At 68.4% G+C, this 20153-nt stretch carries 21 protein-coding genes; 10 read left to right on the top strand and 11 right to left on the bottom strand.

Annotated elements, in window-relative coordinates; all coding sequences use genetic code 11:
• Position 1: 1 nt before the first annotated feature.
• Complete coding sequence (locus JC881_RS26150; protein WP_198788622.1) at positions 2-280, bottom strand: hypothetical protein; 279 nt, start codon at positions 278-280, stop codon at positions 2-4.
• A gap of 204 nt (positions 281-484) precedes the next feature.
• Here JC881_RS26150 and JC881_RS26145 point away from each other — a divergent pair, with 204 nt between their 5' ends.
• The 3 genes from JC881_RS26145 to JC881_RS26135 all read left to right on the top strand — a co-directional run bounded on the left by JC881_RS26145 (position 485) and on the right by JC881_RS26135 (position 3454).
• A complete protein-coding gene (locus tag JC881_RS26145; protein ID WP_233102050.1) occupies positions 485-793 on the top strand; it encodes a hypothetical protein in 309 nt (102 codons plus the stop codon).
• Between the two features lie 172 nt (positions 794-965).
• Positions 966-2108, top strand: a complete 1143-nt coding sequence (locus tag JC881_RS26140) for a DSD1 family PLP-dependent enzyme (protein WP_198788620.1) — start codon at positions 966-968, stop codon at positions 2106-2108.
• An 86-nt stretch (positions 2109-2194) separates the two neighbouring features.
• On the top strand, positions 2195-3454 hold the full coding sequence (locus JC881_RS26135; protein ID WP_198788619.1) for an acyl-CoA dehydrogenase family protein: 1260 nt from the start codon (positions 2195-2197) through the stop codon (positions 3452-3454).
• Positions 3455-3488: 34 nt separating this feature from the next.
• Here JC881_RS26135 and JC881_RS26130 read toward each other — a convergent pair whose 3' ends face one another.
• On the bottom strand, positions 3489-3803 hold the full coding sequence (locus JC881_RS26130) for a hypothetical protein (protein ID WP_042580912.1): 315 nt from the start codon (positions 3801-3803) through the stop codon (positions 3489-3491).
• A gap of 287 nt (positions 3804-4090) precedes the next feature.
• Entirely contained in the window at positions 4091-4918 is an 828-nt protein-coding gene (locus JC881_RS26125) for a crotonase/enoyl-CoA hydratase family protein (protein WP_198788618.1), read from the bottom strand.
• A gap of 99 nt (positions 4919-5017) precedes the next feature.
• Here JC881_RS26125 and JC881_RS26120 point away from each other — a divergent pair, with 99 nt between their 5' ends.
• Together JC881_RS26120 and JC881_RS26115 are read left to right on the top strand one after the other, a co-directional pair.
• On the top strand, positions 5018-6892 hold the full coding sequence (locus JC881_RS26120) for a PhoX family protein (protein WP_198788617.1): 1875 nt from the start codon (positions 5018-5020) through the stop codon (positions 6890-6892).
• A gap of 18 nt (positions 6893-6910) precedes the next feature.
• Positions 6911-7309, top strand: a complete 399-nt coding sequence (locus JC881_RS26115; protein WP_198788616.1) for a DUF488 domain-containing protein — start codon at positions 6911-6913, stop codon at positions 7307-7309.
• A gap of 1 nt (position 7310) precedes the next feature.
• Here JC881_RS26115 and JC881_RS26110 read toward each other — a convergent pair whose 3' ends face one another.
• Entirely contained in the window at positions 7311-7919 is a 609-nt protein-coding gene (locus JC881_RS26110) for a glutathione S-transferase (protein ID WP_198788615.1), read from the bottom strand.
• 114 nt (positions 7920-8033) lie between these two features.
• Between JC881_RS26110 and JC881_RS26105 the strand changes: the two genes are divergently transcribed.
• Positions 8034-8492: an Lrp/AsnC family transcriptional regulator gene (locus JC881_RS26105; protein WP_198788614.1), complete on the top strand. Its 459-nt coding sequence runs from the start codon at positions 8034-8036 to the stop codon at positions 8490-8492.
• A 12-nt stretch (positions 8493-8504) separates the two neighbouring features.
• Here JC881_RS26105 and JC881_RS26100 read toward each other — a convergent pair whose 3' ends face one another.
• Positions 8505-9407, bottom strand: coding sequence for an SDR family oxidoreductase (locus JC881_RS26100; RefSeq protein WP_198788613.1), 903 nt, complete (start codon positions 9405-9407; stop codon positions 8505-8507).
• A gap of 152 nt (positions 9408-9559) precedes the next feature.
• On the opposite strand from JC881_RS26100, the gene JC881_RS26095 reads away from it, so the two are divergent.
• Complete coding sequence (locus tag JC881_RS26095) at positions 9560-10435, top strand: CoA transferase (RefSeq protein WP_198788612.1); 876 nt, start codon at positions 9560-9562, stop codon at positions 10433-10435.
• Positions 10436-10441: 6 nt separating this feature from the next.
• Here the strand turns inward: JC881_RS26095 and JC881_RS26090 are convergent, their stop codons facing one another.
• Positions 10442-11347, bottom strand: coding sequence for a hypothetical protein (locus JC881_RS26090; protein ID WP_198788611.1), 906 nt, complete (start codon positions 11345-11347; stop codon positions 10442-10444).
• Positions 11348-11384: 37 nt separating this feature from the next.
• Positions 11385-12311: a DMT family transporter gene (locus JC881_RS26085; RefSeq protein ID WP_233102049.1), complete on the bottom strand. Its 927-nt coding sequence runs from the start codon at positions 12309-12311 to the stop codon at positions 11385-11387.
• A 272-nt stretch (positions 12312-12583) separates the two neighbouring features.
• Here JC881_RS26085 and JC881_RS26080 point away from each other — a divergent pair, with 272 nt between their 5' ends.
• Positions 12584-13273 carry a DUF1294 domain-containing protein gene (locus tag JC881_RS26080; RefSeq protein WP_198788609.1) on the top strand — a complete coding sequence of 230 codons (690 nt, stop codon included), beginning with the start codon at positions 12584-12586 and terminating at the stop codon, positions 13271-13273.
• Positions 13274-13330: 57 nt separating this feature from the next.
• Complete coding sequence (locus JC881_RS26075; protein ID WP_198788608.1) at positions 13331-13711, top strand: tautomerase family protein; 381 nt, start codon at positions 13331-13333, stop codon at positions 13709-13711.
• A 21-nt stretch (positions 13712-13732) separates the two neighbouring features.
• Here JC881_RS26075 and JC881_RS26070 read toward each other — a convergent pair whose 3' ends face one another.
• Positions 13733-16132 carry a YgiQ family radical SAM protein gene (locus JC881_RS26070; RefSeq protein WP_198788607.1) on the bottom strand — a complete coding sequence of 800 codons (2400 nt, stop codon included), beginning with the start codon at positions 16130-16132 and terminating at the stop codon, positions 13733-13735.
• Positions 16133-16278: 146 nt separating this feature from the next.
• Here JC881_RS26070 and JC881_RS26065 point away from each other — a divergent pair, with 146 nt between their 5' ends.
• A complete protein-coding gene (locus tag JC881_RS26065; RefSeq protein ID WP_198788659.1) occupies positions 16279-17229 on the top strand; it encodes a bifunctional helix-turn-helix transcriptional regulator/GNAT family N-acetyltransferase in 951 nt (316 codons plus the stop codon).
• A gap of 3 nt (positions 17230-17232) precedes the next feature.
• Here the strand turns inward: JC881_RS26065 and JC881_RS26060 are convergent, their stop codons facing one another.
• The 3 genes from JC881_RS26060 to JC881_RS26050 all read right to left on the bottom strand — a co-directional run bounded on the left by JC881_RS26060 (position 17233) and on the right by JC881_RS26050 (position 20118).
• Positions 17233-18015 (bottom strand): 3-hydroxybutyrate dehydrogenase, encoded by a 783-nt coding sequence (locus JC881_RS26060; RefSeq protein ID WP_198788606.1) that lies wholly within the window; start codon positions 18013-18015, stop codon positions 17233-17235.
• A gap of 57 nt (positions 18016-18072) precedes the next feature.
• A complete protein-coding gene (locus JC881_RS26055; protein WP_198788605.1) occupies positions 18073-18822 on the bottom strand; it encodes an acetoacetate decarboxylase in 750 nt (249 codons plus the stop codon).
• A gap of 78 nt (positions 18823-18900) precedes the next feature.
• Positions 18901-20118: a patatin-like phospholipase family protein gene (locus tag JC881_RS26050; protein ID WP_198788604.1), complete on the bottom strand. Its 1218-nt coding sequence runs from the start codon at positions 20116-20118 to the stop codon at positions 18901-18903.
• Between the last annotated feature and the right edge of the window lie 35 nt (positions 20119-20153).

Raw genomic sequence — 20153 nt, 5'->3', positions numbered from 1 at the left:
GTCAGCGACCTTGTCGGTCGGCTTCTTCCATTTCGTCCATCACGACGATATCCGGATCGTCGCCCTCTTCCCGGGGCCCGACGTTCAGGTCCTCCGACAGCCCCTTGAGCACCACGTAGCCCGCCTGCAGCGCATCGCCGTAGGTGGCGAAGCCGGTGGCCGCCTCCATCAGCGGCTCGAACTCCATCGAGTTGTCGAAGGATTCGAGGAGCACCCAGAAATAGTCCCCGGCATCGTGTTGGTCGACGGTCAGGGAGATGGAGATGAGTTGGCCAGCCATGCGCCGATGGTGGCGCCCTCAGGTGACAGTCGCGCGAAAGGGCCGTGAAGGTTCTGCTGCCGTAGCGGAGCGCAGCGATCGTGAAATGCTTGGCAACCCTGCGCGCGAACCGTCGCCAAAACACTACGTTTCTTCGCGTATCCAGCCTTCACGGCGGACACCGCTATCGGCGATGCTCGGGTCATGTCCACGGCGCGTTCACGATTGTCTTTTCGCCCCGGCTGGCGCATCGCGGCGTCGGTCTACACGGTCGCCGGCGTGGTCTGCGTGCTGGGCAGCGCGGTCGTGCCGGAGAGCGACGTGGGCATGCTGGCCGCCATCGCGGGCGGCCTGCCGTGGTCGCTGGGCCTGTTGACGCTCGATCTCTCGCCCGGTGTGGCGAGCACCGCGCTGCTGCTGCTGGCGGGCGGTTGGGCGGTCAATGCGGCGCTGCTCTGGTGGCTGGCCCTGCGGCCGAGGGATGCGGAATTCCCAAGCGACGTGCCGAGCAGCGCCGCGAAGCGGACCCGGTAGACCTGCACGGCTTCGACGCCACGCGCTGTCACTGCACAACGGCGCACCGGCGCAACGGCAGCCGTTTGCACCTCCGCGGATCGTGCGAATATTTGGATGCGATCATTTCGCCCTCCTGCACCATGCACCCCGCATCGCACATCCCCATCCAAGAACAAAGGAAGACAAAAGAATGCCCCGCCCCCTGCATCCCAATGCCCCGCTGATCGGCGTTCCCGGCGGCCGCCACCTGCTGGACACCCCCGCCCTGCTGATCGACCTGCCCGCGATGACCCGCAACATCGAACGCATGGCCGCCTTCGCCAAGGCGCGCGGCATCGGCCTCAGGCCGCACGTGAAGACGCACAAGTCGATCGAGATCGCGCGGCGCCAGGTGGCCGCGGGCGCCATCGGCGTGAGCTGCGTCACGCTGGGCGAAGCGGAGGTCATGGTCGACGGCGGCATCCGCAGCGTGCTGATCACCTCGCCCGCGGTCACGCCGAGCAAGATTGCGCGCCTGGTCAAGCTGGCCGAGCGCGCGGCGCCCGGCGGCGTGATGGTGGTGGCCGACAACCTGGCCAACGTGGCCGACCTGGCCCGGGCCGCGAGCGGCCTCCTGCACCCGCTGCCCGTGCTTGTCGACTACGGCGCCGGCTACAACCGCACCGGCGCCGCGAACGAGGCGCAGGTGCTCGCGCTCGCCGCCGCCATCGCCGGCGAGCCGCGCCTCAGGCTGCGCGGCCTGCAGGCGTATGCGGGCAACCTGCAGCACATCGTGGCACGCGACGAGCGCAGCGCGGCGGCCGCGGGCCTGCGCGAAACCGTGGCGGGCATCGTCGCGGCGGCGCGGCGCAAGGGGTTCAATTTCGAGATCGTCACCGGTGCCGGCACCGGCACGCACGACCTCGACACGGAGCAGAACGCCTTCACCGAACTGCAGGCCGGCTCCTATGTCTTCATGGACGCGGAATACACCCAGGTGCTGGCCGCCGGCACCGAGCCCTCGCCCTTCGAGGTGGCCCTCTTCGTGCAGACGGCCGTGGTCAGCACCAATGCGCCCGACTGGGTCACCGTCGACGGCGGCACCAAATGCTTCGCCACCGACGGCGGCGTGCCGCTGGTCGCGCGCGGCATCGATGCCGCCAGCCGCTATGCCTTCTTCGGCGACGAACACGGCAAGCTGATGCCGGCGGGACCGCGGCCGGCGCTGGGCACGCGCATCGAGTTCGTGACGCCGCACTGCGATCCGACGGTGAACCTGCACGACGTCTATCACGTGGTCGAAGGCGGGGCGCTGGTGGCGATCTGGCCGGTGGATGCGCGCGGGAAGCGATAGCCGATAAGGCGGTTGCCGGCGCGGCATAAGGAAACTCGGAAAGCGTATTTCCCAAGGCGCATGCGGCCGGGCACAGTCCGGCTTTCATGGCCATCACTCAAGACACGCCGCGCCCGGTGCGCGCCCCTGCGGCACCGGCCGCGCCCTCCTCGCAACAGCTCTTCGCGCGCTTTCGCCCCATCTTCGATCGCATCGCGGTGCGCGCGGCGCAGCGCGAAAACGAGCGAGAGCTCGCCTACGAACCGGTCGCCTGGCTCAACGCCGAGCGCTTCGGCGCGCTGCGCGTGCCCCTCGAATACGGCGGCCTGGGGGCCTCGGTCGAGCAGCTGTACGACCTGCTCATCGAGCTGGGCGAAGCCGATTCCAACCTGCCGCAGATCCTGCGCGCGCACTTCGGCTTCATCGAGCGGCTGTTCGCGGAGATCGACCCGTCGCTGCACGGCCCGTGGATGCGGCTCGCCGCGGAAGGCGTGGTCTTCGGCAATGCCACCACCGAACTGGGCGAAGGCGCGCTCGGCGCATTGCAGACCACGCTGTCGCGCGACAGCGATGCGTGGCGCCTGGACGGCGACAAGTACTACAGCACCGGCACGCTCTACGCGGACTGGATCTCGGTCTCGGCCCAGCGCCTGAATGCCGACGGCAGCAGCGACCGCGTGATCGCGCTCGTGCCCTCGGAGGCCACGGGCGTGGAGCGCGTGGACGACTGGCGCGGTTTCGGCCAGCGGCTGAGCGCCTCGGGCACCACGCGCTTTCGCAACGTGCGGGTGAAGCCCGAGCACGTGCTGCTCTACGTGCGCGACCAGCCGACGCCGCTGACCGCCCACTTCCAGCTCACGCACCTGGCCACGCTGGCCGGCATCGCGCGTGCCATCGTGCGCGACGCGGTCGCCTTCGTGCAGCCGCGCAAGCGCGTCTACAGCCACGGCAGCGGCGACACGCCGCGCGAGGATCCGCTGGTGCAGCAGGTCATCGGCCAGCTCGCGAGCACCGCGTTCATCGCGGCCTCGACCGTGCAGGCGGTGGCGCGCGGGCTCGGCGAGATCGACCGCTTCCGCCAGCGCGGCGAAACCGTTCCCGAAGCGCTGCTCTTCGAGGTGGAACTCAACACTGCCAAGGCGCAGGCCGGCATCGTCGATGCGGTGCTGCAGGCCGGCACGCGGCTCTTCGACATCGGCGGCGCCTCGGCGCTGCAGGAAGACCGGCGGCTGGACCGCCACTGGCGCAACGCGCGCACGCTGGCATCGCACAACCCGACGATCTACAAGGGGCGCGTGGTCGGCGATCACCTGCTCAACGGAGCGAGGCCGACGTTCTATTGGGCGGTGGGGGCGATTGCGGCCTGAATCCGAGGCCAAGGGCGCAAGACAGGCGCGAGCCTCAGACGCGAGGCAGTGCGGCGAGGAAGGTGGAGACGACGATCGCAGCGGCGCGGTCCAGTTGCAGGATGTCGGCCACGTCGAAGGCGTGCGGCGCCGTGCGGCCGCTCGCGCCGAGGGGCTTCCTGATCTCCACAAGCACTTCGGCCGCGAGTTCGCGATCGCTGCGCGGTCCGCCGTCGGGATGCATCACCCATTCGTCGACTTGATCGAATGGAATGCTGCGGAAAACCCCAACGATGGGGACGTACTTGTAGCGGTCCTCGCCCACCAGGATGGGCACGCTGAGGTTACAAAAAAACGTGGTCGTCGACATGCAGGATCGCCGTCGCTAGGCAAAGCGTTCGATTGTTAAGGAGGGCGCGTTCAGGAGCCATCCTTCCAAGGGACTACTCCCCGGAAAGCCGTGACCTTCTGCACACAAAGTGATTCCATTTCCGCCCATCCTTGCCATAAAACAACTACTTAATTCTTACACACCGATACCCGATGTGTGCTAAGTACTGACTTTTTCGGCGACCAAAACACGTAAAGAACCCAAAAAGGGAGCGCCCCACGCCTCTTTTCGAAGCGCGGAACGTGCAACGCAGCGGGGTGTGCCGGTCAAGCAGGCGGAGAAAAGCGCGGCGGGCGGCGCTCGATGTTGGCTTTCACCGCTTCGGCCTGGTTCGCGCTGCCGATCAGCGCTTTCTGCTCGACCGATTCGGCCATCAGCAGCTCGGCGGCGCCCTGCGACATGGCCGCGTTGAGCAGGCGCTTGCCGGCCCGGACCGCATCCGGGCTCTTGCCGGCGATCTCGTGCGCCATCTGCAGCGCCTCGGCCAGCGGATCGGCCGAGAGCCGCGTGGCAAAGCCGATCTGGAGCGCCTCCTCGCCCGAGAAGATGCGCCCGGTGAACGTGAGCTCGCGCACCACGTCGCTGCGTGCCAGCTCGCGCATCAGCACCATGCCGGCCATGTCGGGCACCAGGCCCCACTTGATCTCCATCACCGACAGCTTGGTGTCGGGCGCGACGATGCGGATGTCCGCGCCCAGCGCCACCTGAAGGCCGCCGCCGAAGGCCACGCCGTGCACCGCGGCGATAACGGGCACCGGCACGTCGCGCCAGACCATCGCGACGTGTTGCGCGGCGTTGGAGATGCCGTGGGTGCGCGTCACCAGATCGGCCCCTGCCGCGCCCTCTCCCAGCACGCCCTCGCCCGCGCCCTGCTGCATGCGTTCGAACGACGCCATGTCGAGCCCCGCGCAGAACGCCTTGCCGCGGCCGGAGATCACCACGGCGCGCACCGCCGCGTCGCGGCGCAGGGCTTCGCCGGCTTCGATGAGCGCATCGAACATCGCGGGGTCGAGCGCGTTCATCTTGTCGGCGCGCGCCAGTTGCAGTTCCACCACGCCGTCGGGGTGGCGGGTCCATTCGATGCGATCGCTCATGCGTGTCTCCTTGGGGGTCTCGTCGTGGGTTTTGGCCAGTATCGCCCGGCGCGGCGCCTGGGCGATGATGGCGGCTGTCGCCCACCCAACACCCCTGCCATGCCGCTGGACCGCCGTCACTTTCTCCTTCAATCGGGCTCGGCCGCCGCCGTGGTGGCGCTGTTCGGCCAGGGCTGCGCCTTGCCTTCCGCGGCGCGCGGCGGCAACGCACTCGGATTCACAGGCGTGCCCGTGTCCTTGCGCGACACCGTCGTCGTGCCGCCCGAATACGAGTGGCAGCTGCTCTATCCGTGGGGCACGCCTACCGGCATCGCCGGGCAGATGCCGGCCTTCGCCGCGGATGGTTCCAACAGCGCCGCCGACCAGGCCGTGCAGGCCGGCATGCACCACGACGGCATGCACTTCTTCGCGCTTGACGAAGGCGGCAAGCGTGGCGAGCGCGGCCTGCTCGTGATGAACCACGAATACACCGACGAGCAACTGCTGCACACCGACGGCGTCAAGGTGTGGACCGCCGACAAGGTGCGCAAGTCGCTCCACGCGATGGGCGTCTCGGTGATCGAGGTGCGCCGCACCGCCGGCGGCTGGCAGCAGGTGCAGCCCTCGCCGTTCGCGCGCCGCATCCACGGCAACACCCCGATGCGCATCGCCGGCCCGGCCGCGGGCACGCCGCTGATGCGCACCGCCGCCAACCCGGCCGGCGACCAGGTGTTCGGCACCTTCGCCAACTGCGCCATGGGCGTCACGCCCTGGGGCACGTACCTCACCTGCGAAGAAAACTTTCACGGCTATTTCGGCGGACCGAAGGAAGCGGCCAAGGACATGACGGATGCGCAGCGCCGCTACGGCACGGTGCCCGGCTCGCAGTGGGTCGAGTACTGGCGCTTCGACGAACGCTTCGACCTCGCCCGCCATCCGAACGAGCCGCACCGCTTCGGCTGGGTGGTGGAGATCGATCCGTTCGACCCGGCGTCCACGCCCGTCAAGCGCACGGCCCTCGGCCGCAAGCGCCAGGAGAGCGCCACCTGCACGCTCGCGAAAGACGGCCGCGTGGTGGTCTACATGGGCGACGACGCGCGCTTCGAATACATCTACAAGTTCGTGAGCCGCGAGAAGGTGCGCCCCGGCACCTACGCGGCCGCGCGCGCCGCCAACCGCCACCTGCTGGACGAGGGCACGCTCTACGTCGCGCGCTACGACGCGGGCGGGCGCGGCCGGTGGCTCGAACTCACGCACAGCCGCAACGGCCTCGATGCGGCCAACGGCTTTGCCGGCCCGGCCGAAGTGCTGGTCCACGCGCGCCTGGCGGGCGACATCGTCGGCGGCACGAAGATGGACCGCCCCGAATGGATCGCCGTGCATCCGGCGAGCGGCGAGGTGTACGTCACGCTCACGAACAACAGCCAGCGCGGCGACGCCGGCAAGCCCGCACCCGATGCGGCCAACCCGCGCGCGAACAACCTCTTCGGCGGCATCCTGCGCTGGCGCGAGGACGGCGCGGATGCGGCGAGCACGGGCTTCGCCTGGGACCACTTCGCGCTCGCCGGCGACCCCGCGCAGGCGGGTAGCGGCGCGCGCTACCCCTCGGCCGAGGCCGACATGTTCGGCAGCCCCGATGGCCTGCATTTCGACAGCGGCGGCCTGCTCTGGATCCAGACCGACATGAGCGGCCAGGTGATCGGCAAGCCCGCCTACGCATCCCTCGGCAACAACCAGATGCTCTGCGCCGACCCGGCCACCGGCCGCATCAAGCGCTTCCTGACCGGCCCCAGCGGCAGCGAGATCACCGGCTGCGTGGTCACGCCGGACCGCCGCACGCTGTTCGTGAACATCCAGCATCCGGGCGAGGCGCGCGACGATGGCAATGGCACGCCCGTCAGCGCCTGGCCCGACGGCACCACGCCGGGCAGCGCGCGGCCGCGCTCGGCGACGCTCGCGATCCGTCGTCGCGACGGCGGCATCGTCGGCACCTGAAAAAAACGGAGGACCACCATGAGCATCCGCATCGTTCGCCTGGGCACACCGCGCGCACCCGGCGAGGGCCTGCGCGTCGGCACCGTGCGCCGCCCGCCGCGCGGCGTTCCGAAGACCGAATTCGCCTCGCAAAACTGGTACGACGTGTGGTACCCGAACCTCGCGCCGTCCGCCGAGACGATGAAGCTCGGACAGGAGGCGCAAGCGACGCAAGAGCCCGCGCAATGGAACGCCTTCGCGCGCAAGTACAAGTCCGAGATGGCCGAGGCCGACGCGAGCCGCAGCCTCGACCTGCTGGCTGCGCTTTCGCACGGCACCGCGCTGGCGGTCGGCTGCTATTGCGAGGACGAATCGCGCTGCCATCGCTCGCTGCTGCGCGGCCTGCTGGCCGAGCGCGGCGCGGACATCGCGGACTGAACTACACCTGAGGCGATGCCAGGAACGCCGGCAGGTTTTCCGCGCGCGCGGAGTAGGCCGCCAGCGTCGGAAAACGGCCCGGCACGATGACCTCGGGCAGCATCAGCTGCGTGAAGGCCCAGGCGACGGCCGACGAAATGCCAGCCTGCGTCATCGTCGATTCGTCGGAAGGCAACGGCGTTGCAGCCGCCTCCTGCTCGAGCGCCGAGTACGCCGCGACGAGCTGCCCCTGAACGCGATCGAGCCACGGCTGGTGCAGCTTCTCGGCCGGGCGCAGGTTGTGTTCGTAGACGATCTGCACGGTCTTCTCGCACGCCGCGAGCGCCAGGCCGACAGTGCGCAGGCCGCGCAGCCGGCCGGCCGCATCGGCGGGCATCAGGCTGCGTCCGGCGAGGGCTTCCGCGTGGTCGATGATCAAGGTGGAATCCATCAGCACCGTGCCGTCGCCGCACACCAGCGTGGGCGCCTTGACCACCGGGTTGATCGCGCGAAAGGCCTCGAAGCCGCTGAAGACCGAGACCGGGCGATGCGCGAACGGCAGGCCGAGCAGCCGCAGCGAAATGGCGACGCGGCGCACATAGGGTGAGTCGAGCATGCCGACGAGTTGCATGGTTTCTCCTGAAAAGATACGTGCCACGATAGCGGCCGCACCCGCCCGCGGCGAATGGCAATCCATCGAAAATCAGGCCCGCAAACCGATCGACCATCGGTCGTGAAACACACCATGAACATCGACAAGAAGGACCGACTGATCCTCGAAGCGCTGCAGACCGATGCGCGCCAGAGCCTGGCCGCGCTGGGCAAGCGCATCGGCCTCTCGCAGCCCGCGATGAGCGAGCGCGTGCGCAAGCTGGAAGATGCTGGCGTGATCGAAGGCTATGGCGCGCGCGTCAACCTGCGGGCGCTGGGCGTGGGCCTGCAGGCCATCATCCGCGTGCAGACCTCGCACGCGGGCATCGCCAGGTACCAGCAGCTCTTCCATGACATGCCCGAGGTGCTGAGCGCCGACCGCGTGACGGGCGAAGACTGCTTCATCGTGCGCTGCGCGATCGCCGAGCCGGCCGACCTGCAGCGCGTGGTGGACGCGCTGGCGGTGGACGGCGCGGTGACCACCTCGCTGGTGCTGTCCAGCCCCGTGCAGAAACCCGTCACCGTGCACGCGGTGAAGCCGCCGAAAAAGTAGACGACGACGCGCTCAGCGCTGCGCCTTGTCCTTCTGGTTCTGCGCCTCGATGCGGTCGCGCGCGTCCTTCCAGTCGGTGTCGCTCCACTGGCGCAGCTCGTAGAAGCTGCCGCCGTTGGCCAGCGCGTTGGCGCCGTCCATCATGATGCTCTGGCCCGTGAGCCAATCGCACTGGCCCGGCGCCATCAGGAAGGCGGCGATGTTCTGCAGCTCGCTCATGCGGCCGGTGCGCCCCATCGGGCTCATCTCCTTGGTGCGCGCGCCGGGCTCCTCGCCCGGATTCAGGCGCTTGCTCATGCCTTCGGTGGGAATCTCGCCGGGGCCCACGGCATTCAGGCGGATGCCGTGGCGCGCCCACTCCACCGCGAGCGACTTGGTCATCACCTCGATGCCCGCCTTGCTCATGGCCGAGGGCACGACGTAGGGGCTGCCGTTGTCCACCCAGGTGACGATGATGCTCATCACGCTGCGGAAAGGGTCGCCCTGCTTCCACTTGCCCGACTTGGCCTCGGCCACCCAGCGCTTGCCCACCGCCTGCGTCACGTAGAAGCTGCCGTGGAAGACGATGTTCGCGATCGCATCGAAGGCGCGCGGCGAGAGGCTCTCGGTCGGCGCGACGAAATTGCCCGCGGCGTTGTTGATGAGGCCGGTGAGACCGCCGCTCTGGAAGAGGCTCTCGACCATCTCGTCCACGCTCTGCGCGATGCGGATGTCCACGCCGAAGGTGTCGATGCGGCGCCCCGGAAACTGCTGGCGCCATTCGGCCGCCGTTTCCTCGCAGACCGACTGGCGCCGGCCGCAGATGGCGATGTCGGCGCCCAGGCCGAGGAAGCGCTCGGCCATCGCGCGGCCGAGGCCCGTGCCGCCGCCGGTCACGAGGATGCGCTGGCCGCTCATCAGGGAAGGTTGAAACATGAGGAGTCTCCTTGGGTCTGCGGCAGCGGCAAGGACGAGCGCTGCCATGGCGCATGCTACGCGCGGCGCCCGCGCGGCGGCTTGCGGCATCTGGCTCCCTCGCCGCTCGGGTGAGAATGACCGTTGACCTGTTTTGCGGATCGACGACACCCATGTCCAGCCCCACCTCCTTCCTGCCGCTCGAAGGCGTGCGCGTCCTGAGCCTTGCGCTCAACCTGCCCGGCCCGGCCGCGCTGCTGCGTTGCCGCCAGATGGGCGCCAGCTGCCTGAAGCTCGAACCGCCGGCCGGCGATCCGATGGCGCTCTACAACCGGCCGGCGTATGCCGCGCTGCACGAAGGCATCGCCATCGAGGAAGCGGACCTCAAGACCGAAGCGGGACAGCAGCATCTGCACGCCGCCCTGGCAAAGACCGACGTGCTGCTCACCTCGTTCCGCCCCTCCGCGCTGCGCAAGCTGGGCCTGGACTGGCCCGCGCTGCAGGCGCGCCATCCGTCGCTCTCGCAGGTGGCCATCGTCGGCGCGCCGGGCGAGCGCGCCGAGGAGCCGGGCCACGACCTCACCTACGTCGCCGAAAGCGGTCTCGTCACCGGCACCGAGCTGCCGCCCACGCTCTACGCCGACATGGGCGGCGCTTTGCTCGCGAGCGAGGCGGTGCTGACCGCCATGCTGCGGCGCGCCCGCGGCGGTGAAAAGCCCGAAGGGATCTATCTCGAAGTGGCGCTGAACGCCTCGGCCGACTGGCTCGCGCTGCCGCGCACCTGGGGCCTCACGCAGCCCACGGGCGCGGTGGGCGGCGCGCATGCGGGCTACCGCGTCTACCCGTGCGCCGATGGCCGCGTGGCGGTGGCGGCGCTGGAGCCGCATTTCGCGCAGCGCCTGTGCGAAGCCGCCGGCGTGACGCCGCCCGACATGATGGCAGCGGCCACGCACGAGGCGCTGGCGGCGTGGCTGGCGACGCGCACGCGCGCCGAGCTCGATGCCATGAGCCGCGAGCGCGACGTGCCGCTGCTCACGCTGGCCGGCTGAAGACTTTCAGCGGGCGACGCCGTCGCGTTGCCGGTCTTCTCGCTTGAGCGCGAGGTAGGTGTCCAGGTCCACCTCGTGCAGCTGCCGCGGGTACTGCTCGGCCGCGGCGAACCAGTGGCGCTGGCGGCGCTCGGCGGCGTCCTTCTCATCGGTCGAGAGGTAGGCGTCCAGCGTGAGGAAGTAGCGCATCGCATTGCGCTCCACCAGCCCGCGCGGGCCGCGGATGTATTCGGGCTTGCCATCGGACGCCTTGCCCACCACGGTGAACCCCACCTTGTCGCGGCCGAAGGTCGCCAGGTAGGCCTGGGTCGCCATTCGCACCATCATGCTGTGGTCGTAGCTGTAGCTGAAGTGCACGAAGCTCTTGCGCTCATCGAGCGCCACGGCCTCGAGCGTGACGCGGTAATTGCTCGTGCCGAACGGACCACTGGCGGCCGAAAGCTCCACGGACAGGTTCTCGGGCGTCGCGCTCACCACACGATAGACGAAGGGCAGCTCGAAGGCCTGGTCAACCGGCTTGTCATAGCGCCGCACCACATAGAGCGTCAACGTCTCGTGCCCCTGCGCCGTGCCGATCTTGCAGCGCCGGTTGTTGATGTGCAGCGTGAGCAGTTCACACCAGTGGGCCGACCCCTTGAACGCCGCCGTGACCTCCGACAGCGGGTGGTCGATCACGGCGTAGATGTCGCCCTCCAGGCCGCCGGGCGTCTCGCTCGAGTCGAGCTGCACGGGGCGGCCGAAGCTGCTGCGGTCGAGCTTGTCGCTCAGGCGCTGGTGGGTGTCGCGCAGCGCCTGAGCGGGCGCTGCGGACTCGGCGGGTGCCGCGGCACACAGCTGCAGCGAGGCCGCGAACAGGACGGCGCCGCACAGGGTGCGGGTCCACGATGCCGGCAGGTGGGGCGAACTGCTCATGGGGCCACACCATACAACGGAGCGACCACTTTTGGCTTCAGTCGGCTTCTGTTTCGGATGCCGTCTTCGCACCGCGCCGCATGAGCAGCAGCATGGCCACCGCGAGCAGCACGGCGCCCAGCCACTGGCGGGGCGCCATCGGCTCGGCAAGCAGCAGCGCCGCCAGCAACGCCGCCACCAGCGGCTCGATCAGCGTGCCGACCACCGCCGCCGTCGGCGACAGGCGCCGCGCGCCCCAGGCGAAGGCCAGGTAGGCCACCGAAGTCGTGACCACGCCGGTGTAGGCCGCACCCAGCCATTGGCTCGTGCCGCCCGGCCACGTGATGCCCGACGGCCACGCCACCGCGAGCATACACAGCGCCGCCACGCTCATGCCCCACGCCGATGCCGTGACGGCCGGCACTCGCACGGGCATGCGCGCGTTGCCGAGCACCACCAGCGCATAGCAGAAGGCCGATCCGAACGACCAGGCCAGCCCCGCGGCATGACCCGCGGGCAGCGGGCCCCATCCCCCGGCCGGCATCACCAGCAGCGCCACGCCCCCGAGCGCCATCACGAGGCCGCCGAGCAGGCGCAGGCCGAAGGGCTCGTAGCCACGCAGCACAGAGACGAGCGCGACGATCACCGGTGCGCAGCAGATCGAGATCACCGTCGGCAGCGCGGCGCCCAGGTGCGCGATGCCCGCGAACCAGCAGCTCACGTTGAGCGCCATCGCGGCGCCGGTGCCGACGACCTGGAACTGCTCGCGCCGGGTGAGGTCGCGCCAGCGCGCGTCGGAGGACCGCGCCGTGCGCTGCGCCCTCCAATGCAGCCACCACAACAGCGGCACCCCGAGCGCGAAGCGCGCGAGCGACAGGCTCTGCGGCGCGATGCCGCCATCGATGAGGAATTGCGCCACCAGGGCACCGCCGCCCCAGAGCGCGCCGGCCAGCAACACGCCGCCCCAGGCCAGGGCGGCAGACATTCTTGCGTTCATTGTTGAAATTTCTCCATGACGCCCGCCGCTCGTTCTTGTCGAAGGCGGGCATGACCATCGGGCCGTCAGTCCGCCTTGCGAAAGAAGGCGGACGACGGCGACCACTTGCGGGTCTGAGCGCGGCGCGAGGCGCGCGTCAGCTGCGGGTCGACGGAGGGGGAGAATGGTGCAGGTGCATGAGCGGCCGATGATAGAAGCGCGGGCCGGGAGGGGCAAGGGAGAATCGCAGGCATGAGCCCTCCCCCAATCCGCCACGAAACATGAAACGCCAAGGCCGACTCGTCCGATGGGAAGCCGAACGCGGCTTCGGTTTCATTCGCAGCCCCGACGTGTCGGCCGATGTGTTCGTGCATCTGCGCGACTTCAGCGACCGGCGGGTGTTGCCGCAGGTGGGCATGGCATTGAGCTTCGAAGAGATTCATGTCGGCGGCAAGGGACCGCGCGCCGTGGCCGTGCAGGCGGCAGCGGCATCGGCCGAGGCTTCGCGGCCCCCGCCGAAACAAACGCGGGTCAACCGCCGTGAACGCGCTCCTGCTCCGGCTCCCACCAAGCGGGCGAATCCGCGCCGCGCGAGCGCTTCCGGGCCCTCGGCCTCGTGGGGCCTGCTTTTCCTCCTGGCGTACGGTGTACTGATCGGCGCGGCCGTCTGGTCCGGCCGCTTGCCCTTGCTGGTTTTCGGCGTGGTCCCGGGGCTGAGCCTGCTGGCCTTCTTCGCCTACGCCCTCGACAAGAACGCCGCACAGACCGGCCGCTGGCGCACGAAGGAAAGCACGCTGCACCTGCTCGCGCTGGCGGGCGGCTGGCCGGGCGCCTGGGCCGGACAAAGGCTGCTGCGCCACAAGTCGAGCAAGCAGGGTTTTCTGCGCGTGTACCGCGCCACCGTCGTCCTTCACTGCGCGGCGCTGCTGGGCTGGGTCTTCTGGCTGCGTGGTATTTCGCCCGCGACCTGACCTGCCGCGCACGCCGTCTCTAGACTGGGCTTCACCCCCATCCAGGAGAAACCTCCCATGCCACTCGTTCGAATCGAACTGTCCGACGCCTCGGCCGACACGCTGGGCCCCGCCATCGGCGACCTGGTCTACCAGGCGATGACGGAAACCATCAACGTGCCCAAGGACGACAAGTTCCAGGTCATCACGCGGCATGCCGCGCAGGGCCTGGTGCATCCGGCGAGTTATCTGGGCGTCACGTATTCGGCGGGCTTCGTGCTGATCCAGATCACGCTGAACCAGGGGCGCACGGTCGAGATGAAGAAGGCCTTCTACCGGCGCGTGGCCGACGACCTGCACGAGAAGCTGGGCATCCGGCGCGAGGATGTGTTCATCAACCTCGTGGAGGTGATGAAGGAGAACTGGTCGTTCGGGAACGGCGAGATGCAGTACGCGTAGCGGTCGCCCGCTACCGTCCGATCAACGCACCTTGCGCGATGAAGGCTTGTTGACTGGCTTGCCGCTGCCGTTGTCCCGCGGTGGCAGGCCCGTGTGCTGCGTGAGGATGCGGCCCTTGGAGGGCTTCACCGGCGCCAGCCTCACGGGCGCCGAGGCCTTGGCGGCGACAGGCGCGGAGGTCGAGTTCTTGCGGCGCGCGCTCGTGTAGCCGCCATCGGTCAGCGGCTGCCACGTCGGGATGAGGTGGTGCTTGCCGTTGCCGATGAGGTCGGCGCGGCCCATGCTCTTCAAGGCTTCGCGCAGCAGCGGCCAGTTGTTGGCGTCGTGGTAGCGCAGGAACGCCTTGTGCAGGCGGCGGCGCTTGTCGCCGCGCACGATGTCCACCGTCTCGCTCTCGCGCGTGATCTTGCGCAGCGGGTTCTTGTTGGTGTGGTACATCGTCGTGGCCGTGGCCATCGGGCTCGGATAGAACGTTTGCACCTGGTCGGCGCGGAAACCGTTCTTCTTGAGCCAGATCGCCAGGTTCATCATGTCCTCGTCGCTGGTGCCCGGGTGCGCGGCGATGAAGTACGGAATGAGGTACTGCTTCTTGCCCGCCTCGGCCGAGAACTTCTCGAACATCTGCTTGAACTTGTCGTAGCTGCCGATGCCGGGCTTCATCATCTTGGTGAGCGGGCCCTGCTCGGTGTGCTCGGGCGCGATCTTCAGATAACCGCCCACATGGTGCTGCACGAGCTCCTTCACGTATTCAGGCGACTGCACGGCCAGGTCGTAGCGCAGGCCCGAGCCGATCAGGATCTTCTTGATGCCGCGCAGCGCCCGCGCGCGGCGGTAGATCTTGATGAGCGGATCGTGGTTCGTGCCAAGGTTCGGGCAGATGCCGGGGTACACGCAGCTGGGCTTGCGGCACGCCGATTCGATCTCGGGGCTCTTGCAACCCAGGCGATACATGTTGGCCGTCGGGCCGCCCAGGTCGGAGATGGTGCCGGTGAAGCCGCTCACGGAATCGCGAATGGCCTCGACCTCCTTGATGATCGATTCTTCGGAGCGGCTCTGGATGATGCGGCCTTCGTGCTCGGTGATCGAGCAGAAGGTGCAGCCGCCGAAGCAGCCGCGCATGATGTTCACGCTGAAGCGGATCATTTCCCAGGCGGGGATCTTCGTCGCGCCGTCGTGGCTGCCGTTCTCGTCGGCGTAGCGCGGGTGCGGGCTGCGCGCATACGGCAGGTCGAACACGTAGTCCATTTCCGCCGTGGTGAGCGGAATGGGCGGCGGGTTGATCCACACGTCGCGCGCCGTGGTGCCCTCGCCGTGCGCCTGCACGAGCGCGCGGGCGTTGCCGGGGTTGGTCTCCAGGTGCAGCACGCGGTTGGCGTGGGCGTAAAGCACCGGGTCGCTGCGCACCTGCTCGTACGACGGCAGGCGGATCACCGAGCGGTCGCGCGGCGGGACGGTGATCTTGCCGCGGCTTTGCAGCGCGGGGTTGGGCATGAAGGTCAGCGGCTTGATGGCGGGGTTCACCATCGACTGCACTGACTGCACCGCCGGCGAGCCGGCAGCTTCCGCGGCCTTGGCCACGTCCTTCGCTTCGTCTTCCTTCGCGCAGGTGGCGCCGTTGGCCTTGGCCTGGTCCGACACCATCAGGTAAGGGTTGACGTGTGCCTCGACGCGGCCCGGCTCGTCCACGCTGGTGGAATTGATCTCGAACCAGCCCTCGGGCGTTTCGCGGCGCACATAGGCGGTGCCGCGCACGTCGGTGATCTGCTGCACGGGCTCCTTGGCGGCCAGGCGGTGCGCGATCTCCACGATGGCGCGCTCGGCGTTGCCGTACAGGAGCAGGTCGCACTTGGCGTCGACGACGATGGAGCGGCGCACCTTGTCCGACCAGTAGTCGTAGTGTGCGATGCGGCGCAAAGAGCCTTCGATGCCGCCCAGGATGATCGGCACGTCGTTCCAGGCTTCCTTGCAGCGCTGCGAATACACGATGGCCGCGCGGTCGGGGCGCGAGCCGCCGATGTCGCCGGGGGTGTAGGCGTCGTCGCTGCGGATCTTGCGGTCCGCGGTGTAGCGGTTGATCATCGAATCCATGTTGCCGGCGGTCACGCCGAAGAACAGGTTCGGCTTGCCCAGCGCCTTGAAGGGCTCGGCGCTCTGCCAGTCGGGCTGGGCGATGATGCCCACGCGAAAGCCCTGCCCCTCGAGCATGCGGCCGATCACCGACATGCCGAAGCTGGGGTGGTCGACGTAGGCATCGCCCGTGACCACGATGATGTCGCAGCTGTCCCAGCCGAGCGCGTCCATTTCCTTGCGCGTGGTCGGCAGGAATTTGGCCGTGCCGAAACGGGCTGCCCAGTACTTGCGGTAGCTGGTCAGCGGCTTGGCGGCGCGCGCAAAAAAGGAGACGTCGACGGGAGCGTTCATCGTGGGAGTGGACAGGGCCGTGGCGGCGCTGTGGTGGGCAACCCTCGATTTTAGGGTTTTCGAGCATGCCTGTCGCGACAAACATCCAGTGACCGGGTCTCGGTGCGGTCATCAATTAATTGCCAAAGTCAATCAATCGAATGACAATGGCAACTATGTCCACCCCCTCACCCACCGTCGACGCCGCCGCCGTCAAGGCCATCCGGCAGTTCAACCGCTTCTACACGCGCCAGATCGGCGCCCTCGATCCGTACCTGGGCAGCGACATGTCGCTGACCGACGTGCGCGTTCTGTACGAGCTGGCGCACCGCGAAACGGCGGTCGCCAGCGAGATCGGCCGCGACCTCGGGCTCGACGCCGGCTACATGAGCCGCATCCTGCGCCGCTTCGAATCCGCGGGCTGGCTCACGCGCGCGCCCCATGCGCGCGATGCCCGGCAAAGCGTGCTGCGCTTGACCGAAGCCGGCCATGCCGCATTCGCGCCGCTGCAACAGAAATCGCGCGACGAAGCGGCCGCCCTGCTCTCGCCGCTCGCTCCGGCCCAGCGAAACCAACTGGTGCAGGCCATGGGCACGATGCAATCGCTGCTCGACTCTGCGGCCGCGCCCGCGAAGACCCAGGCCGCCGTCCTGCGCGACCCGGCGCCCGGCGACATCGGCTGGGTCGTGCAGCAGCACGGCGAGATCTATGCGCGCGAATACGGCTGGGACAGCAGCTTCGAAGCGCTGGTGGCACAGATCGCGGGGGAGTTCCTGCTCAAGTTCCAGCCCGAATGGGAGCGCTGTTGGATCGCCGAGCTCAACGGCGAGCGCATGGGCTCGATCTTCGTGGTGCGCAAGTCGGCCGGCGTGGCGCAGTTGCGCCTCCTGATCCTGTCACCGGCCGCACGGGGCCTCGGCCTGGGCGGCAAGCTGGTCGACGAATGCATCGCCTTCGCACGCCGCAAGGGCTACCGAAAGATGGTGCTGTGGACCAACAGCGACCTCACGGCCGCGCGCGCCATTTATGCCAAGCGCGGCTTCCAGCTCACCAAGTCGGAGCCGCACGAGAGCTATGGAAAGCAACTCGTGGGCGAGACGTGGGAGCTGAAGCTGTAGCGCCTACTGCATGAACCAGCCGTGGCTCACCACCAGCGACTGGCCGGTGAGCGCATTGGTCGGGAAGCCCGCGAACAGCAGCGCCACGCGCGCCACGTCCTCGGTCGTGGTGAATTCGCCATCCACCGTTTCCTTGAGCATCACGTTCTTGATGACTTCGTCTTCGCTGATGCCCAGCGTCTTGGCCTGCTCCGGAATCTGCTTCTCGACCAGCGGCGTGCGCACGAACCCGGGGCAGATCACGTTGGCGCGCACGCCGTGCTTGGCGCCTTCCTTCGCGACCGTCTTCGCGAGGCCGATGAGGCCGTGCTTGGCCGTGACGTAGGGCGCCTTCAGCAGCGACGCTTCCTTCGAGTGCACCGAGCCCATGTAGATCACGCTGCCGCCGCGGCCCTGCGCGTACATGTGCTTCAGGCACGCCTTGGTGGTGAGGAACGCGCCATCGAGGTGGATCGCCAGCATCTTCTTCCAGTCGGCAAAGCTGAATTCCTCGACCGGATGCACGATCTGGATGCCGGCGTTGCTGATCAGGATGTCGATGCCGCCGAACGCCTTCGCGCCCTCTTCGACCGAGGCGTTGACCTGGTCTTCGTTGGTCACGTCCACGGCCACGCCGATGGCTTGTGCGCCCGTGGCCTTGAGCTCGGCGGCCGTCGCGTCGGCCGCTTCCTTGTTGAGGTCGGCAATGATGATCTTGGCGCCTTCCTGTGCGAAGAGGATCGCGATTTCCTTGCCGATGCCGCTGGCCGAGCCGGTGATGTAGGCGACCTTGTCCTTGAGTTGCATGGTGAATGTTCCTTCGGGTTGGGATGAAAAGAAGACAGCAAAAATCGGGCGCGGTCGTCAGGCGAGGTAGTCGTGCTCGACGGTGCCCAGCGCGAGCGTCATGTCGGCGATGTAGTGCACCGCCGATTCGACCTTGCGCACCGGCAGGTCGGCCACCGGCGCGAGCGCATGCGGATGCAGTTCGAGCGAGGCCGGCGCGGTCCACGCGCCGTGCAGCGTGACATCGACCATGTGATAGCGCACCAGCTCGCAGATGCGGGCCGTGCCGTCGACGTGCGGAATGATCTTGAGCAGGAAGTTCGGCTGCGCGATGCCCGCAAGAATCGGCGCGGGGTCGAGCGCGCGGTGCTTGAAGCCCATCGTGGCCTTGGCCACGCGCACCTTGCCGTAGTCGAGCGTGCCGACGATCACGTCGGTCTCGTAGTCGAGCACCGGCGAGGCGAGCTTCTTCGGAAAGCCCCAGAGTTCGCGGCCGCCGGCGATCGGCGGGTGGTCGTTCAGGTACATCGCGTGCACGTACGCGCCCTGCTCCACGCCCTTGGCGGTGCGCAGCTGCACCGGAATGACCTGGCCCGATTCGGTGTAGTCGCCAAAGCCGGTGGAATCGGGCATGCGGATGAATTCGTACTTCACGAGCGGCTCGACCACCTCGAGCGGCTCGGGCACCACGGCGCGCAGGGCCTCCATGTCGGTGCGGTAGGTGACGATGAGAAATTCGCGGCGCACGAACCGGTACGGTCCGGGCGGGAAGGCGGGGCTGGTGAGCGGCATGGCGAAAGCTTGGCGCCGTACATCTTCAATGTTCATGAACATTTCCTCCTGGTGAAGTGACCGATCCAGTCTCGCGCTGGTTTCTTAGTCGAACCTGATCGCTCGCCCTGGCGCTCAGCGCGAGAGGCCCGGCCGCTTGACCCGGCCCGAGCCGTGGTCGCCCAGGTCGAACGTCGTCACGCCATTGACGGTGGCGTCGGCGCGCAGGGTCTCCGGGTGCGCGAGCGTCACGCGCATGTCGCGCGCGCCCGACTCCCAGTGCTCCTCGACCGCGGCGCGCGAGAACTCGTAGTCCTTCGACTCGAGCTCGTAGGGCTTGTCGCGGTAGATCAGGTGAAAGATGTCGATGGGCTCGTGCGTGAGCTGCGACTGCACCGCGAGCACGCTCGCATCCTTGCGCAGGTTGGCCGGCAGCTTGGTGATCAGGTCGGCAATGGCCTGCTGCAGGTTCATGTTGGCGGCCAGCGCGTCGGTGTTCATGCGGGTGCGGCTCGAATAGGTGATGTCCTTCTGCCGCTCCATCACGCCCGCCATGGTGCGGGGCATCTCGCCGCGCGCATTGAAGAGGTCCACCTGCAGCACCACCAGCGGGTCGCTCCGCGGATGCAGGTCCAGCACGTACTGCAGCGGCGTGTTCGAGACGATGCCGCCGTCCCAGTAGTCGTCGCCGTCGATGTGCACCGGCGCAAAGCCCGGCGGCAGCGCGCCGCTGGCCATGATGTGCTCGGGGCCGATGCGCTGGCGCGTGTTGTCGAAGTACACCGAGTTGCCGGTGCGCACGTTGACCGCGCCCACGCTGAAGCGCGCCTCGCACGCATTGATGCGGTCGAAGTCGATGAGGCGCTCCAGCGTGCCCCTGAGCGGCGAGGTGTCGTAATAGCTCAAGAGCGGCGCCGCACCGCCCATCAGCAAGGCCGGCGAATAGCGTGGCTCGAAAAATCCCGGAATGCCGACCAGCGATGCCATCGCTGCGCTGTACTGGTTCTGCGTGGCGCGATCGCCGAGCCACGAAGGCAGGCGCTGCGACGGCCCGGAGGACACGAGGTGCCAGAACTCGCGCAGCCTGTCGACCCGGTGCTCGGGCGCGTTGCCCGCGATCAGCGCCGCATTGATCGCGCCGATGGAGACGCCGGCGATCCAGTGCGGCTGCAGTTCGGTCTCGCTGAGCGCGGCATACACGCCCGCCTGGTAGGCGCCGAGCGCGCCCCCACCCTGGAGCACCAGGGCCTTGCGGGCCTGGCGCATGTCCTCGCGGCGAGACGCGAAAGGATTGAGGGCTGGGGGGTGGGAGGGGGATGCCGCGCGGGGCTTCTTCTTCGGGGTCGTCGTCATGCATTCATTTGACACCACCCCCGCGACAGCAACCT

The organism is Variovorax sp. IB41 (assembly GCF_016405905.1).
GTDB lineage: Bacteria > Pseudomonadota > Gammaproteobacteria > Burkholderiales > Burkholderiaceae_C > Variovorax.
The sequence above is the reverse complement of the archived record's forward strand: the minus strand, read 5'-3'. Positions and strand labels throughout refer to the sequence as shown.